A 16,348-nucleotide genomic window follows, 5' to 3' on the forward strand; every position below is an offset into this window, starting at 1 on the left:
TGTTAACATTCAGGTGCAGCCATTCTATTTTTATGCGGGAGAAATGCCCAAACAGAACCTTAAATAAAGGCAGATTGGATGGGAGTAATCGTGGCAAAGTGGCTGATGAGTGAAGGGGCACTTTCCTATATACTATTTTCTAAGAAGGAGATTACAGGGATTCTATCCTATCCAAGCAAACAAAGGGGAAATCATAGAGAAATGGATAAATTGAGAGGCAAGAAAATCGTAATTGCCGGTTCCAGAAAAACAGAGGAAATGAGCTTGTTAATCGAAAAGCAGGGAGGAATCCCGCTTGTTCGTTCTTTGCAAGGTTTCATCTATTTGGATGAGAAGGCCGTAGAGAAAGAACTATTATTTTGCGTGAATAACCAAGTAGATTGGTTTGTACTTACAACAGGTACAGGAACAGATACACTCCTCGGGGCAGCTGATCAGCTAGGCATTTATGCGGATTTGATACACCAAATGAAGGCTGCCAAGGTTGCGGCACGCGGATATAAGACGTACGCATTGCTAAAGAAGCTGGAACTTAAGCCAGAGGTCATCGATGAAGATGGAACGACACAAGGGCTGATGAACCGATTGTCTTCCTATGATTTCTCGAACCAAACGGTAGTCGTCCAGCTGCATGGGGAAGTCCAGCCTGCGTTAATTCAATTTCTGGAGGAGCGGGGGGCCCGCGTCATTCAGCTGCTGCCCTATCGGCATATTGAGCCGGAACTAGCAACACTGGCAACATTATGTCAGGAGCTTAAGACAAATTCGATTGATGCGGTTTGCTTCACGACAGCGGTACAGGTGAAATATTTGTTCGACTATGCGAGACGTGAGGGAATGATCGAAACCGTACTTCAGGCATTTTCCACGCATGTCAAAGCGGCTGCCGTTGGTAAAGTAACAGCTGAAGCCTTGAAAGACGAAGGTTTGAAGCAAGTCATTGTGCCTGAGCTGGAGAGGATGGGGGCGATGCTGATTGAATTGGTGAGAGATTACAGCAGGTCAGAAGCGTTGTGAATATTCAAAATATCATGACAGGCATCATGTCTTCTTTGCTGGCATGCAGCGGCGGGGCCTTATTAGTTATCCATGCAGCACAAAGCGCAGGGTTCACTCGGAGTGAAATTGTTACTTGGATGTTTGCTGTTTACTTTATCGGCGGACTTCTGAACCTCGCGATGACGCTTAAGTTCAAGATCCCTTTTGGTGGGGCCCATTCCATTACGGCAATCGCCTTCTTGACGTCCACAGTTGTGCAATATTCAATCCATGAATTAGCCGCTGGGTTTATCTTATCGGGCTTGATCATTGCTTTGCTTGGTTTCACTGGCCTATTCCATAAGGTGCTCAATGCCATTCCAAAGCCGTTCATTGATGCACTGCTTGCGGGGCTGATTCTAAATTATGTTGTGAAAATAGTTCCGGCTGTGAAGGATATGCCGATAGTAGGATTACTCGCTATTCTGGGGTTCTTTATTACTCGAATCAGTTCCCGAAAAATTCCGCCGTTTATGGGTGTGCTTGTTTTTGGAATTGCGGGCTTGCTTCTCAGTTACCATTTTCCGCAAATGCAGCATACAGGCATTATCGTACCACTTCCAGTGATGCCTGCGTTTACGATGAAAGCCCTAGTGTCTATTGCTATTCCAATTTCTATATTAATTGTAAGCAATGATATTGCCGTAGCATTAGCAGCATTGAAAAACAATGGATATCATCCTCCAGTGAATAAGACGCTTATTTTTTCAGGCTTATTTTCATCAGCAGCAGGGCTATTTTCAGGCCATGCTGCCAATATTGGCGGCATGATGAGTGCGCTTTGCAGTGGGGAGGACGCGGGTCCGCGCGATCAACGAATTTGGGCGGCCATCGTTTCAGGAACACTCGTTGCGTTATTTGGATTATTCGCTTGGTTAATCATTGATATCATCGAGCTGCTTCCTTCCTCCTTCGTTGCAATCATTACAGGCTTTTCTCTAGTCGGGGTACTGATGAATAGCTTGCAATTTGCTTTTTCAGATATAAATTTCAAATTTTCTACGTTGTTTACGTTTATTATTGCGATATCAAACATAACACTTCTGGGCATTTCGTCTCCTATTTGGGCATTAGCTGTAGGAGTGGCTACTGCGAAGCTTTTTGGAGAGAAGAAATCACCTGCATAGAATTCGATAAGGTTAGGACATGCGATGAAACAAATAAACATGGGAATTTGGTTCTGGGCGCGGATCTTTCTTCTGATTGCCCTAGTGGTCGCTTTTTTTTCAAGGCATGAAGAACCAAAAGCAAAAACGAAGTTTGAACGATTGCAATGGTCGGGAGAAGTCAATTATTGGCTGCCAAAGCAAGAAGATTTAGAAAGCTATGAACAAGTCAAAAGAGTCATGCCTGAACTCATCATCAATCATCTAAATCCATCGGCTAGACTACAACTGAGCCTGCACTTTAAACCTATTGATGTGAATAGCGAAGAGGTCTATCCTGTTGGGAGTGGTGTATTGGTTCATGGGGATCAAAAAATAGCGATATTCGTCAATGCTACTTCAACACTGATGAAGCACACACTTAAGGATGGTAGCGTGTATATCCATGGCTCCATGCACACAATTCTGACAGCAAAATCGAAACAAACAAACGCTGTTCTAGCCATCGAAGGACTGATGGGAACAGATGAATTTGAAATCACGTATCCTTACACGGATGAGGCCGGAGCTATTGTTTTTGGCAAAGGCATTCACTCTCATCTGGATGAAATAAATAGCTTGAGGCAATAAAAAACTGCCCTTAACAATTGTTAAGGGCAGTTTGATGTTGATTACAGTTTTACAACGTTCTCAGCTTGAGGTCCACGGTTGCCTTGAGTTACATTAAATTCAACGCGTTGTCCTTCGTCCAGAGATTTAAAGCCGTCTCCTTGAATTGCGGAGAAATGTACGAATACGTCATTTCCGCCTTCCACTTCGATAAAGCCAAAGCCTTTCTCTGCGTTAAACCATTTTACTGTTCCTGTTTCCATTATTCATTACCTCCAAAATACGTATTAACATGTTTTTTTAATAAAAAAATCACACATTGAAAAAGTTACCATAACACAAATGATCACTTTTTCAATATGTGAATTTATGTGGAAAGTTAATTTCCTGTAATCCTAACACACATAAGCGAGATAAGCAAACTTTCTTTGCTTAACGAAAACGACGGAAGACGATCTTTCTCCACAAAAGCTTCATGAATTGAGTTCTCGTCAACTATCTTTTGAGGGAAATAGGGTATACAATTGAGCTAACAATGGAAGGACGGTGTTCAGCATGGGAGTATTCATTCATGACGAGCCACCTGTACGGTCAATTAAGAAAGCATCTTGGCTGTTATTGATGTGTTACGTAGCATCTTCATTTTTCCTTACGATATGGGGAGGCTGCCTGCTGCTTGGGGCACTTACTTATGTTATGTTTACGAAGATCAAGTCAGGAACGCCCAACAAATAAAAGGCATGAAGGAAAGAGGAACTGCTGCTGCAGTTCCTTTTTTGCATGGCGCGCCTAGCCAAGCTAGGCACAACTAATTGATGAAAGTTCAATTGAGGTAAGAGCCAAGTCGCCTCGTACCTGACAGGCAACTGGTGGAGAGATCCTAAAGTTGAAGCCCTGTGACAAAGTATCCCTTCAAGGGGAGCGAGCAAAACAGCAGGCCGTAACATGAAGTGAATCCTGCCGCGTCGTCAAAAAGAACCTGAAAAGGACAAGAGAGAGTCGAACCTCGTGTGTATGGGTGAAGACCATGGAATGCGTGAAGCCCTTGGAAGTGCAGCGCAGAAGAACTCTCCGGCCTAAGGGGATCGGCATGCTGTGAAAGTTGTGCTTGGAACTAGGGAGACCCTCCCCCGCACGAGTTTTTTTTCGTAAGGAGCGGACCTATAAACCCGAAAGGTGAAGTGGCGAGCTGCGGGAAGGGAGTCGGAGAGGGTTGTAATACTGATGAAGTGAGGACAACAAAACCTCATGGAGGGAAGAACCCTTGCTTTGTTCAAGCAAGTAGAGGAGGTACAAGTGAGTGAATGCAGTTAAACCTGCTAACTACGCCAAAGTAAAAGCTCAAGAACTTCAAAAAAAGCTATATCTTGCCGCCAAGGAAAATCCTAAACGAAGGTTTCACGCGCTTTACGACAAGATTTATCGGGAAGATATTCTTTGGGAAGCATGGATACGAGTAGGCCACAAATCCTCAAATAATGCGCTGGTCGTCACAGTGAATGAAACTTTGCTGCCTGTATTGCCGCCAGTTTTAGCGCGGGTACGTCATCTGCAAATGGCAGCTTGACAGGGTATGCCGGAGGCATCAATAAAAAAATCAAGTTGCTTGAACACGAAGGTGTAGATATGTCCCCGTTATTTGTACCTACCAAGGTTCCAGCAAGGCATTCACTTGATTGCTGTAAATCTTGATAACACATTCGCGCCGGGGCTTATGCAGAAAACAAAGATGTTTAATGATCGTTACATTGGGTATCGCATCAGTCTAATGCTTATTTTTTTGAGTTTGACGGATCGGATTGTATATCGAAAAACCGCATGGATGCAATACATGCGGTCTAATACTTTGTTTTCTCATGACAATCGTATGATAAAAAATGGTTCCTAAAAAGGGAACCGGTCTCGCAACAACTTGATTCAAAAACTTGCGTTTTTTTGTATTTGTTGTTTTATCCTTAATGTACACGTTAAACTTGTTCGGCAATAACCGGGCATGAAGGGGATATGATCATTTCACGAAGCCAAAAAGCACATCTTTGTCCATGTTCAACGCATTACTGATTCCGCCGCATCCATGAAACCGCTGAACGCATCTTCCTTGACCTTCTCAAAGCATGACGTGACCAGAATCCGTTGAACACAATCCGTTAATTTCACTCATGCTTGATGCTTGGCGACATAATTTCGGTACCAACCCATTTTCTTATCCACCATTGTCCTGTACACGGTGAGTTGATCGATTTGTGTCTGTATTCTTTCCATTTGCCGATCCAGCATTCGCATACGTTCATCGATCGTTTCATGTCCTTGCAGAACCAATCCTACGAACCCTTTGAGTTCCGCGATGGTCATTCCCGTGTTGCGCAGGCAACAGACGAATTCCAGCCACTCGATGTCCTTCTGTTCGTAAATCCGGGTCCCACCTTCATTGCGCTTGACGTTCGGAACGATGCCTTCATTCTCATAATATCTCAAAGTGTGCATGGATAATCCCGTCTGTTCCGCTACATCTCCGATCGTAAACCCCATTTTGACTGCCTCCTTCCACGCAAAAGGATTATGTTATCATCTTACTCCGCCACATGTAATGAAAACAAGCTGGCAATTTGTTGCATAGCCGCCAAGTCTCCCGACTCTTGCTTCAGACGGATGAGCGCCTCGGCATCGGCGCCTGCCGCGTATCGGAGCCGGTTCGACGGGTCCGTCGCCGCTTGGTAGATTGTTTCTGCCACAGACTCCGGTGAAGATTGTCTTGCAGCATTCTCTCCCATTTGCTTACGAACTGCCCGGTAAGCGTCGGCAAATTCCTTATAGTCGGGCAACGAATCGTCGAAAAAGAAGTCCATTGATCGACCTCCGAAATCCGTCCGAACCGATCCCGGCTCGATTAATTTCACCCGGATGTTTTGAGAAGCCAACTCGTAGGAAAGTGACTCCGTAAACCCCTCCACCGCAAATTTCGTGGCGTGATATAAAGACATCGTAGGCATCGTAACGATTCCGCCAACGGAAGAAACATTAAGGATCAGACCGTTCCGGTTGCTCCTGAAATGTGGGAGAACGGCACGGGTCATGTTCATTAACCCAAATACGTTAACCTCGAACTGCCGCCGAATTTGCTCGTCAGATGCAGCTTCAAAGATTCCTGACGAGCCGTATCCGGCGTTGTTCAACAAAACGTCGATACTGCCAAAGCGGTCGATGCCTTGGTTAACGGCCTCATTTATCGTCTCCTTTTGCTCCACGTCGATGCGTGCTACTAAGACCGTCTTCCATTGTGACAATTCCGTTTCGGCCTCCGCCGCTCTCATGGTCGCGATCACATTCCATCCGTTTTCGGCAAAATGCTTCGCGGTAGCTCTTCCGATTCCCGTCGACGCTCCAGTAATCAATATTGTGCTCATAGTGTTGTCTCCACCATTCTGTATTTATTGGCCTTGCTTGCCTTGTATTGTATCGCTTCGAGCGCACACGAGATCAAGTATAAATTTTATCGTGCAGTGGAAATCGAAGTGCTTTTCGTTTATTAGGGATCACGAATGGCAAGCATCGCTTCGAGCGATGACTCCGGAATAGAACATGGCATCCGGTCAATCTGGCTCCGCCAGAAGCCCTTCAGTATTACGAACAAACACTCGCATTTTTCTATAGAAGTTGACTGGAAATAAAAAGAATCCCAAGAGCGGATATGTCGGGTGCATCATATAAACACCGCATTCTCGCTCCGGGCCTGGGCGACCCTCGGTCCTGGAAACAAGGAACGAGGAAGTAATTGTCGGGACATATCCGCACCGACTAACCGCATCGCGGCCGGGAGCAAGCTGCTTAACTCGGTGTGACTTCGTGATGCAAGAACTTTAACGGAAATCAATGCAAAACCAAATTTAAGGGACTCTACGGGTACGATAGCTCAAGAAGCCGCCTCTTTAACGAGGCGGTTTTCTAACATAGAAATTTATTTAAATAAAACTTTACCTAACACGACTGAACAGATGGCAAGGTATAATACGAGTAATTACTTTCGGAGGTGTTCGAACATGTTAAAAATTCTAATCCCAATTACGAATCTCAATTGTCGGCAAGGTGAAAAGAGCGGTAGAACGTAAGCCAAACTAACGGATCTGCCGCATCAAAGAGAGGCGGATCGGAATGATTAGTAAGTATAATGCGTCAAGGATTTTCACGTTAATGAAATGGATGACATCGCTTGCAAATGCCACGATGTTCACCACATATGCGGTTTATCAGGTTATTGCAATGGGCTTGAACCCTCTTCAGCTGCTGCTGGTAGGGATGGTTCTAGAAGTTACTGTGCTTGTTTTTGAGGGGATTACTGGTGTCATCGCCGATACGTATAGTAGAAGGCTGTCTGTCATTGTTGGTATGTTTGTTCTTGGAAGCGGGTTTGTTTTGGAGGGCAGCGCGATGTGGCTGGGATCGGAGGTCTCGCTGCTGTCGGCGTTCATGTGGCTGCTCTTGTCGCAAGTGATTTTCGGGCTGGGGGCGACTTTCGTCAGCGGCGCCGATACGGCTTGGATGGTAGACGAGGTGGGCGAGGAGCATGCGGGGACCATTTTTATGCAAGCTGGACGCATCGGATTATCCGCTACGCTGCTTGGCATTGCGCTGAGTGTAGGCTTGTCCGCGCTTGCGCCGAATTTGCCCTATGTGATAGGCGGCTTTATCTATCTCTTGCTGGGTGTTATTCTGCTTGTCTATATGAAAGAGACGAAATTTACTAAACCGCAGCCTTCGGCCGGCGCTTCAAATTGGCAGCGCTTGACGTCGACATGGCTGTCCGGAGCAAAGGTCATACGATCTCAACCCGTTTTGCTCATGATCGTGATCGTTACGCTGTTCAGCGGTGCTGCCTCCGAGGGTTATGATCGGCTTTGGCAGGCTCATCTCATCACGGATATCGGATTCCCGGATTCGTTTGCACTCTCGGCAGCGGTTTGGTTCGGTACAATCGCGCTGTTGTCCACTTTGCTCAGCCTAGGCGTCATGGCCTTCGCCGAGAAACGGCTTAATATGGGCAATAAGCAGGTCGTGCTGCGCGGGATGTTCGTCCTGACCTTGGCGCGAATTGGCGCCATAGTATCAATTGCCCTCGCGCCCAACTTCATCTGGGCGCTGGTCTCCGTACTGTTCTTCGAAGCCGTACGTACGCTAAGCGGACCGATCTACGATACGTGGCTCAACTTGAACATCGAAAGCCGGTCGCGCGCGACCGTGCTCTCGATGATGAGCCAGTCGGATGCGCTCGGTCAGACAGCCGGCGGACCTCTGGTCGGCTGGGTCGGGAAGCGCTTCTCGCTGCGCACGTCGCTGGTTGCGACCGCTGTGCTGCTCGTCCCTATTCTTGCCGTTTACGGACGCACGCTGCGTAATCGGCGCGAAAGAGATTCGTAGCGTGTCGCTGCGAAGTGGTGGATGTGCTTGGGGGAGCAAGTAGATGGAAACTAGATTAGTGTGAGGTAATAAGATACTTAGAAGGTAACAAGATAAGTCTGAGGTAACAAGATAAGTAGATGGTAATAAGACAAGTGTGAGGTAACAAGATAAGTAGAAGGTAATAAGACAAGTGTAAGGTAACAAGATAAGTAGATGGTAACTAGATAAGTGTAAGGTAACAAGATAAGTAGATGGTAATAAGACATGTGTAAGGAAGCAAGATAAGTAGAAGGTAACAAGACAAGTGTGTGGTAGCAAGATAAGTAGAAGGTAACAAGATAAGTCTGAGGTAACAAGATAAGTAGATGGTAATAAGACAAGTGTGAGGAAGCAAGATAAGTGTGAGGTAACAAGACAAGCTTGAGGTAACAAAACAAGATCAAAGTAACAAAAATGGCATAATGTGCTGCCCCGTGAGTCATATTAGCATTCAAGTGCCAAGAGTGATGTCATGGGGTTGGCCATTTTGCAGCCCCCTGACTGTTGATAGCTTTACTTTCCTCAGAGCAAGGTGAGGCGAAGCGGGTTGGTTCACGAAGCCTGAAAGCCTGCAAAAGTGCAGGCTTTTTCAACAAAATCATCCGAATAGTGGGAAAGCCTGCGATAATGCAGGCTTTTCCAGCTTTTTCATCCAGATATCAGAAATAGCCAACAAAAACCTGCACAATCTCCAAGGCCCCCTAATTAAACTGGAGTCCTCCCCTACAATGATTTAAACTAGGGAAAAGGGGATGATCGGGATGGGAAAACGACTGAACGAGGAAACACGGCTGCAAATTGTGAAGGAAGCGTTGGCGGGAATCAAAGTGGGGGTACTAGCTCGGATGTACACGATTCACCCAGAGACGATTCGAGGATGGATCCGGGAACATCGGGATGAGATTACCCCCGATGAAATTCCTTTAGCCGACGAGCATGTGCAAGAGCTGCAGCGTCTACAAGAAGTCGAGAGCAGGTATGAAAAAGCCGTAAAGGTTTTAGGTGAGAAAGAACTAGAGATTGAGATTCTGCGAGAGCTGCTAAAAAAGAAGAACCCCGCTTATCTGAAGCCTACGAAGTAGCCGAACAGTTCATTAAGCGGGGAGAACCAGCAGCAATGGTCCTACGGATTCTGAGCGTTTCTGAATCGACGTATTACGATCGGAGAAAACGAGCGCAGCGTTCTGTCGAGCCAAACATAAGCAGTCAGAGAGGGCGTCCTCAGCCCGGATGGTCAGAAACGAAAACTGGAACGCGCGTCCAGGATGAGCAGATCAAGACGTAGCTGCTGGAGCTGCTTGAAGGCGAGGAACATGTTTACGGGTACAAACTTCTGGCTGCATGTCTTCGCAGAGATCACCAGTTAATTCTAAACAAGAAAAAGTCCTACCGTTTATGCACAGAACTAGGCATTCTCCAAAAACAGCGTCCGAGGAGCCGTAAGCACCCGAGGAGGTTGCCCAAAAACCGCGTAGTAACAGGGCCAAATCAGCTGTGGCAGATGGATATTAAATACGGCTACATCATCGGACTTGAGCGCTTTTTCTTCGTGCTAAGCATAATCGATGTGTTTGACCGTGTCGTGGTCGGACAGTATCGGGGACCCGTATGTGAGGCCAAACATGCCGTGCAGACGCTAGGATGGGCGTTAAAGGAGCGCATAGCGACGGGCGAATCACTACCCACAATACGGACCGATAACGGGCCGCAGTTTCTGAGCAAACTATTTGGCGACAGCTGCGAAAGCTGGGATATGGACCACGAACGGATCCCGCCTCGAACGCCAAATATGAATGCATATATTGAGTCGTTCCATAGTGTACTGGAGCGTGATCTATTTAGCCAAGTGGAATTCATGAGCTTCGAGGAGGCTTACGAGGCATTGGATCGGTATATGGATTTTTATAATAACCGAAAAATGCATGGAAGCTTAAAAAAAATGCCTCCAGCGGTCTTTTCCAAGTGGGTCATGACGCTGGAGGATCGAACGATGTTTCATAAAGCGTTGTAAAGGCACGAAATAAGAAGCAAGGCTAAGAACACTGTATTTTTGGCTGGGAGGACTCCGGATTTAAGGGGCCTAGCCGCAATCGCAGGAATTTATTGATTTTCTACTAAAGTAAGCTTAAAAGGATGTATTATCGCAGGCTATTTAAAATACGGCAAGGTGAAGCGAAGCGGGTTGGTTCACGAAGTCTGAAAGCCTGCAAATGTACAGGCTTTTTCAACAAAATCATCCGAAAAGTGGGAAAGCCTGCGATAATGCAGGCTTTCCCAGCTTTTTCATCCTGATATCAGAAATAGCCAACAAAAACCTGCGCAATCGCAGGAATTTATTGATTTTCTGCTAAAACATGCTCAAAAGAATGTATTATCGCAGGCTTTTAAAATACGGCAAGGTGAGGCGAAGCGGGTTGGCTCACGAAGCCTGAAAGCCTGCAAATGTGCAGGCTTTTTCAACAAAATCATCCGAAAAGTGGGAAAGCCTGCGATAATGCAGGCTTTTTCAGCTTTTTCATCCTGAAATCAGAAATAGCCCACAAAAACCTGCACAATCGCAGGAATTTATTGATTTTCCACTAAAACAAGCTCAAAAACCTGCACAATCGCAGGCTTTTAAAGATACAACCGCATCTCCATGGAAGTCCGTGCCGTTGATTGCATGGACAATAAGTGCCTCTACATGTATTATTTAACCATTTTTTGTGCAACCGCAGAGATTCGGAAATAGCTGTGATAAGATGGTTGGAAACGAGGCTAGATGTGAAAGAAGGGAATTCAATGACAACCACACTCCATCCCAAAAGATGGGGCATCCTGCAAATCATTAATATGGGTACGCTTATATCAACGTTGGATGTTGGTATCGTTAATGTAACCTTGCCTACGATGGCAGAGCAGTATGGCGTTTCCTTGGCGCAAATTCAGTGGGTAGCGACGGCTTACCTGCTCACGATGGTCGCTTTACTGCCTTTTATGGGCAAAATATCGGACAAATGGGACCGCAGAAACATCTACAGCTACGGATTTCTGGTGTTTAGCGCAGGCTCCATGTGCATCGCTTTATCGGACAGTTTCTTAGGGATGATCCTATCCCGCTGCTTGCAAGGTATCGGTGCTACGATGATTATGGCGAATAGTCAAGCGATGGTTCGCCAAGTATTCCCCGATCATGAACGAGGTCGTGCACTTGGCGTAAACGCAGTCGTCATCGCCATCGGAACGATGGGCGGTCCAGCACTGGGAGGCATCCTCCTGGAATGGGTGAGCTGGCCGTGGCTGTTTTGGATCAATGTGCCGATTGGACTGATAGCCTTTGTGCTAGGACTTCGGTGGTTCCCTAGGGTGAAGAACAATGGATCTAACACGTCGTTTGATCTACTGGGTTCTTTTTTGCTTGCTGGTGCTATGTTTCTGTTGATGCTTGCGGCTGAAGGAAGCAAAGAGCAAGGTTTTACAACGACTACTCTGACGGAAGCCATTGTAGGTATTGTTGACTTAATTGTTTTTATTTTATATGAACGACGTAATCCACAAGGCATCCTGGATCGGGAATTGTTCAATAATCGAACTATTTTATTAGGGAATGCAAGCTCATTTCTGATGAATTTAGCGCAGACGGCAACGTTAATCCCCATCGCTTTTTACTTGCAGGGACAGTTAGGTTTCTCGACTTGGATGACAGGTGTTTTGTTGATTCTGCAACCGCTGCTTATGGGGATTGTCGCTCCTTACGCGGGAAGGTTTCGAGACTTGTATGGGGGCTATTTCCCTATCACGTCAGGGGCTCTGTTCGGAGCTGTATCCATGCTTTTGGTAGTATGTTTCCCAAAAGTTAGCGGGCTTGCAATCGGATTGCAGCTTGCCTTGTTCGGTATCGCTACAGGATTGTTCCACGCAACAAACAATGCGGAAATCATGAGTGCTGCGCCCGAGTCAAAGCTAAGCTTGGCTGGAAGCCTGCTCGCGATGGTGCGATACATGGGGCAAATTGCCGGAATTGGCTTAGCTACACTCTTGGTCGGCCACATGGGATTCGATGGGGGCGGGACTGGGGAAACCAGCGTATCCATGCGAATACTTTTTGGTATTTGCTGCTTAAGCTGCCTAGTTGTAGCTGGGGTGGGACGGTCAATGCCGCGGAGTAAACCTCTTCCTACTGATTGAGTTGACACAATCGTTGCAAGGTATTTGACTAAAGCTTGAGAAATCAAGCTTTTTGTTGTTATTATAGGAAATAGCTCGCCAATTGGTTAATTCCTAAGTTTTATTTCATTAGGCATATCGATTCTTATGGAATTTATTATTCAACACTGGTGTTCTTAATTGCCTCATCAGTTGCTCACTTATATTTTAATGAAATCAAATAACGGAGGAATCGCAATGAGTCAGCGCTATCGAATCACTAGAGCCATGCAGGAAAAGGACAATGCAGCGAACACCATATCTTTGGAAGAGTGCAAACAGTATTTCGCATCCCAACCCGATTTCACCTATACGTCCTTATTTACGGTGACGGGGGCCACAAGCATGTCAATCGAGGGGGATTTTTTCATGTGGAGCTGCGGCGATACGAAGATTCCTTTTCGGCATTATCAGGGAGATATTTACGTATCCGGGACCAATGAAGCTGTGATTCCGAAGATGCTGGAGATTGCGAGCGAATTGGAGGCCGATGTGCTGGAAGGGTGAGTTATGCTTGTGCACGCAAGCAACGGAAAGGCAGCCGTGTGAGGGTTGTCTTTTTTGGCGGGTCCTTCTATGTTAAGATGTGGTTAAAACAATAGGTGGATTCAACGATGAATTATTCGCAAATAATGGGAATTCCAGTACCGAAAATCACGATGGAAGAAACAGTGGAAATCATTGACCAAGTCATTACGGAAAAAAAAGCGGAATTGTTCCATGTGGTAACGCTTAATCCAGAGATAACGATGTCTTGTCAGCATGATTCACAGCTTCGATCTATCATAGATGAAGCGGGCCACATCACGGCGGATGGTGCGGGTATTGTGATGGTTTCTCGTTTAAAAGGAAATCCACTTCCTGAACGCGTTACTGGATGTGATCTGCTGATCCATTTATTGGAGATGGGGAACAGAAACCATTGGTCATTTTATTTACTGGGCGCTAGTGAGATGACAAGTAGCAAAGCGGCAGAAGAGATAAATTCGAGATACCCGAATATTTCCCTAATGGGTAGACAGCATGGCTTTTTTGAGGAGAAGGATGAGTCGCGGATGGTTGAAGAAATTGCGGCCTTGAGCCCCGATGTCTTGGTCGTTGCGCTTGGAGCTCCAAAGGCTGAATTCTGGATACATAAGTTCAAAAGCCGATTGAATGTTAGGGTTGCTATTGGTGTTGGTGGAAGTCTGGATGTCATCGCCGGGACAGTCAAAAGAGCGCCAGTTGTTTGGCGGAAGTTAAATGTGGAATGGCTGTATCGATTAATAAATCAACCGTCCAGATGGAGAAGACAGTTGATTTTGCCTCGATTTGCCGTAAAAGCTTTCATGTTTAAAGAAAAATAGCGGAGAAGCTTGCTGGTCAAGCTTCTTCTTTTTGTTCTTTAAGCTCATGAAGATAAGCCACGGCTTCAGATCGGTTGGTAACATTCAACTTTTTGTAAATCGTGCTCAAATAATTTTTTACAGTGCCAGTTGTCAAAAATAATTCGGTAGCAATTGCCTGATTAGACTTTCCTTGTTTGAGGTTCCTTACAATATTTCGTTCCTGTATGGATAAAAAGTGCAACTTATCTTCATAGGGCTGGTCGGAATAAGTGGGGGTGCCAACTTCTTTCGCTGAATTTTTTTGGTGTTGTTCGGAGGCATGGAGTGCCTGAACAAGGCGCTGCTGAATGCTGGAAGGGTAATTGATACGCCCATCGAGACAGTCTTGAATCGTAGAAAGAATTTTCTCTGTTTCAACCCCTTTGATTAAGAAACCGCTTGCTCCGTGGCAAAGTGCTTCCCAGATATATTCTTCATCCTCGAAGGTTGTCAAAATCAACACCTTAGTATCAGGGAATTCCAATTTGATTTGCCTGGTCGCTTCCAAACCATCCAGCTTCGGCATATGAATGTCCATCAATACGAGCTGCGGACGATGCTGTTGTACTTGCGTTATTGTTGCCAACCCATCGCCTGTTTTGGCTACTACGGTATAGTTGTCCTCCATGTTTAGAATGGCTGCTAAGCCGTCGCGAATTAAGGGTTGATCATCTGCGATAAGAATCGTTGTTTTAGTCAGGTTACTCACTCCGTCCGATCTTGTTCGTCTGAACAGGTATTGTTATCTCCAGGATGACGCCACTGGCATGTTCTTTGGTTGATATGGATAACTCACCGCCTACATCCTCAACCCGCTCTTTCATAGCATTCAGACCAAATCCATGAATAATGCGAATGGGGGACTTGCCATTATCAGATAATACAAATCGAAGGAATGCGGTATGTAATGTCAAAGAAAACTGGAAATGGGTGCTGGCCCCATGGCGAATCCCATTCGTTAATCCCTCTTGCAATGCCCGGTAAATGGCGATCTCGATCATCGGTGACAGATCTGGCAGCGACGCGTCAATATGGCTTTCAATTTCCACGTTGGTTTGTTTGGAAGTTTCATGGATCAACCCTTGAAGCTCGAGTATAAACTGGTGTCCAGGGATATTTTCACGCAAGAGATGCACGGAAGTTCTCACGTCATCCAGACCGCTGAGAATATTCTCTTTTGTTCGATCTATCATTTCTACCGCAATCGAATATTGGGTTTTGCCAATGGCATGAGATGCCGCCTGCAAGCCGGTTAACGCAGATGTCAACGTATGTCCAACGGAGTCGTGAATTTCGCGAGAGATTCGCGTTCGTTCTTGTAATTTTGCCCTTCTTTCCAACTCAATGGAGGCGATGCGTAGTTGTTCATTGTCTCTGGCTAATTGATTCTTTTGTTGAAAAGCAATTTTGGCTAGCAGGCTAATTCCAAAAATAGCAAAGTACTCAATGATACGAGGCAAAACATAATAGATTTCATCAAAAGGCGGAAAATAGTGATAGATTCGAAGGCTTATCACACAGATCAGATAACTGGCAATTGTGAACAAGATGGATTGGTTTCTGGAGCGATAAAAAGTAAATTCTCCTATGAGAATCAGGATATAAATTTGTGCGAAAAAATCTTCCGACAAGACAGAAATAACGATCGCCAAGGCCAGTTGGAAGATTAAAAATAGGAAACCCGTCGGGCTATTTAAGTTTATTTTTAAGAGATAATCCCGAATCAGCACGGCAACCATATAGCCAATTGACAACAAGCATAACTCAAATGAAAAATCGGGTGTATGGACCAGTAAGATTATCGTTGTTCCGAGAACGATCGTCGTCAAGATTAGTTTGATTCGATAATTTAATTGTGCATCCAAATTAGACCTCGCATGGAATAGGAGTATGTACACTCCTTATTTTAACATAAACATGACTTAAGTCATATGTTTTGGGAATTATTGTCGAAAAATAGCTATAATTCGTGCCGTTTGGTGAAGTTCTTCATCTACAATAGGTCATTGGTTTTATTTATAATGAAGATAGACTGAAGCGGAGTGGAACTTTGTACTTATCCTAACATCCGTATTTGAAATAGAGTTAAAAGGGGTCCTTTACCAATGTTTCTGATTATCTGGAACGCAATAGGTTGCTTTCTTTTTATTTCTATAATGCTGATTGTCAATGGTTTAATAAGGGAAAGAAAGTCTGAGCAGGCGGAGCTGCCACCAGACAGCAAGAAAACCTTGTATGAAGAACGACGCTGCTCTTGAACAATGCGACAGGGAATACAAGCAATTGAATGACTTTCTGTCTCAGCGAACGGAGCGCGCCATGCAGCTATTTTCAGATGCCTATCACTTTACTCAGCGGGAATCGGAAATTCTCATTCTGATTGCCGTATACGGTTTGTCTAATCGCGAAGTCGCTGAACAGTGCTTGATTAGTGAAAAAACAGTCAAAAATCATCTTGCCAATATGATGAAGAAAATCGATAGCCGTTCTATACGGAAATTGCTTTCCCTATTTATCAATCATGTCATTCTGCACACGAAAGAGAATCGCTCCACTTAAACAAATAGTGAATGTATACGATTGGTAGTATTCGTGGGGAGGGTTCTATAT

18 protein-coding genes are annotated in these 16,348 nt (G+C 45.3%); 13 read left to right on the forward strand and 5 right to left on the reverse strand.

Features of this window, described 5'->3' with window-relative positions; translation table 11 throughout:
* The first annotated feature begins 201 nt into the window (after window positions 1-201).
* From BC351_RS11905 to BC351_RS11915, 3 genes are read left to right on the forward strand one after another with little or no spacing between them, the layout of a single operon-like run.
* On the forward strand, window positions 202-1,017 hold the full coding sequence (locus BC351_RS11905) for a uroporphyrinogen-III synthase (RefSeq protein WP_079412150.1): 816 nt from the start codon (window positions 202-204) through the stop codon (window positions 1,015-1,017).
* Entirely contained in the window at window positions 1,014-2,165 is a 1,152-nt protein-coding gene (locus tag BC351_RS11910; protein WP_244208969.1) for a benzoate/H(+) symporter BenE family transporter, read from the forward strand. Before BC351_RS11905 ends, BC351_RS11910 begins: the two co-directional genes overlap by 4 nt.
* Before the next feature lie 24 nt (window positions 2,166-2,189).
* The gene (locus BC351_RS11915) at window positions 2,190-2,774 is read left to right on the forward strand and encodes a hypothetical protein (RefSeq protein WP_144028363.1); all 585 of its coding nucleotides are present in this window, start codon (window positions 2,190-2,192) and stop codon (window positions 2,772-2,774) included.
* Between the two features lie 41 nt (window positions 2,775-2,815).
* Here BC351_RS11915 and BC351_RS11920 read toward each other — a convergent pair whose 3' ends face one another.
* Window positions 2,816-3,016, reverse strand: a complete 201-nt coding sequence (locus BC351_RS11920; protein ID WP_068669720.1) for a cold-shock protein — start codon at window positions 3,014-3,016, stop codon at window positions 2,816-2,818.
* A 292-nt stretch (window positions 3,017-3,308) separates the two neighbouring features.
* On the opposite strand from BC351_RS11920, the gene BC351_RS41530 reads away from it, so the two are divergent.
* On the forward strand, window positions 3,309-3,488 hold the full coding sequence (locus tag BC351_RS41530) for a hypothetical protein (protein ID WP_144028364.1): 180 nt from the start codon (window positions 3,309-3,311) through the stop codon (window positions 3,486-3,488).
* A gap of 565 nt (window positions 3,489-4,053) precedes the next feature.
* Window positions 4,054-4,320, forward strand: coding sequence for a hypothetical protein (locus BC351_RS44310; RefSeq protein ID WP_244208970.1), 267 nt, complete (start codon window positions 4,054-4,056; stop codon window positions 4,318-4,320).
* 590 nt (window positions 4,321-4,910) lie between these two features.
* Here the strand turns inward: BC351_RS44310 and BC351_RS11930 are convergent.
* The gene (locus tag BC351_RS11930) at window positions 4,911-5,282 is read right to left on the reverse strand and encodes a MerR family transcriptional regulator (protein WP_079412154.1); all 372 of its coding nucleotides are present in this window, start codon (window positions 5,280-5,282) and stop codon (window positions 4,911-4,913) included.
* Window positions 5,283-5,323: 41 nt separating this feature from the next.
* Complete coding sequence (locus BC351_RS11935) at window positions 5,324-6,157, reverse strand: SDR family oxidoreductase (protein WP_079412156.1); 834 nt, start codon at window positions 6,155-6,157, stop codon at window positions 5,324-5,326.
* A 745-nt stretch (window positions 6,158-6,902) separates the two neighbouring features.
* Between BC351_RS11935 and BC351_RS11940 the strand changes: the two genes are divergently transcribed.
* From BC351_RS11940 to BC351_RS11965, 7 genes are all read left to right on the forward strand, one after another.
* A complete protein-coding gene (locus BC351_RS11940) occupies window positions 6,903-8,165 on the forward strand; it encodes an MFS transporter (protein ID WP_079412158.1) in 1,263 nt (420 codons plus the stop codon).
* Window positions 8,166-8,947: 782 nt separating this feature from the next.
* Window positions 8,948-9,268: a transposase gene (locus tag BC351_RS11945; RefSeq protein ID WP_158082059.1), complete on the forward strand. Its 321-nt coding sequence runs from the start codon at window positions 8,948-8,950 to the stop codon at window positions 9,266-9,268.
* Window positions 9,269-9,303: 35 nt separating this feature from the next.
* Window positions 9,304-9,471: a hypothetical protein gene (locus BC351_RS42200; RefSeq protein ID WP_158082060.1), complete on the forward strand. Its 168-nt coding sequence runs from the start codon at window positions 9,304-9,306 to the stop codon at window positions 9,469-9,471.
* A gap of 171 nt (window positions 9,472-9,642) precedes the next feature.
* The gene (locus BC351_RS11950) at window positions 9,643-10,197 is read left to right on the forward strand and encodes an integrase core domain-containing protein (RefSeq protein ID WP_079412162.1); all 555 of its coding nucleotides are present in this window, start codon (window positions 9,643-9,645) and stop codon (window positions 10,195-10,197) included.
* 770 nt (window positions 10,198-10,967) lie between these two features.
* Window positions 10,968-12,353: an MFS transporter gene (locus tag BC351_RS11955; RefSeq protein WP_079412164.1), complete on the forward strand. Its 1,386-nt coding sequence runs from the start codon at window positions 10,968-10,970 to the stop codon at window positions 12,351-12,353.
* A gap of 216 nt (window positions 12,354-12,569) precedes the next feature.
* A complete protein-coding gene (locus BC351_RS11960; protein WP_079412166.1) occupies window positions 12,570-12,878 on the forward strand; it encodes a hypothetical protein in 309 nt (102 codons plus the stop codon).
* A 107-nt stretch (window positions 12,879-12,985) separates the two neighbouring features.
* On the forward strand, window positions 12,986-13,717 hold the full coding sequence (locus tag BC351_RS11965) for a WecB/TagA/CpsF family glycosyltransferase (protein ID WP_079412168.1): 732 nt from the start codon (window positions 12,986-12,988) through the stop codon (window positions 13,715-13,717).
* Between the two features lie 16 nt (window positions 13,718-13,733).
* Here BC351_RS11965 and BC351_RS11970 read toward each other — a convergent pair whose 3' ends face one another.
* Both BC351_RS11970 and BC351_RS11975 read right to left on the reverse strand, forming a co-directional pair.
* The gene (locus tag BC351_RS11970) at window positions 13,734-14,447 is read right to left on the reverse strand and encodes a response regulator transcription factor (RefSeq protein ID WP_079412170.1); all 714 of its coding nucleotides are present in this window, start codon (window positions 14,445-14,447) and stop codon (window positions 13,734-13,736) included.
* Complete coding sequence (locus BC351_RS11975) at window positions 14,440-15,603, reverse strand: sensor histidine kinase (protein ID WP_079412172.1); 1,164 nt, start codon at window positions 15,601-15,603, stop codon at window positions 14,440-14,442. Before BC351_RS11975 ends, BC351_RS11970 begins: the two co-directional genes overlap by 8 nt.
* Window positions 15,604-15,973: 370 nt before the next feature.
* On the opposite strand from BC351_RS11975, the gene BC351_RS11980 reads away from it, so the two are divergent.
* Window positions 15,974-16,297 (forward strand): response regulator transcription factor, encoded by a 324-nt coding sequence (locus BC351_RS11980; RefSeq protein ID WP_079412174.1) that lies wholly within the window; start codon window positions 15,974-15,976, stop codon window positions 16,295-16,297.
* Window positions 16,298-16,348: the final 51 nt, after the last annotated feature.

The sequence above is a fragment of the Paenibacillus ferrarius genome (genome assembly GCF_002027705.1).
GTDB lineage: Bacteria > Bacillota > Bacilli > Paenibacillales > NBRC-103111 > Paenibacillus_E > Paenibacillus_E ferrarius.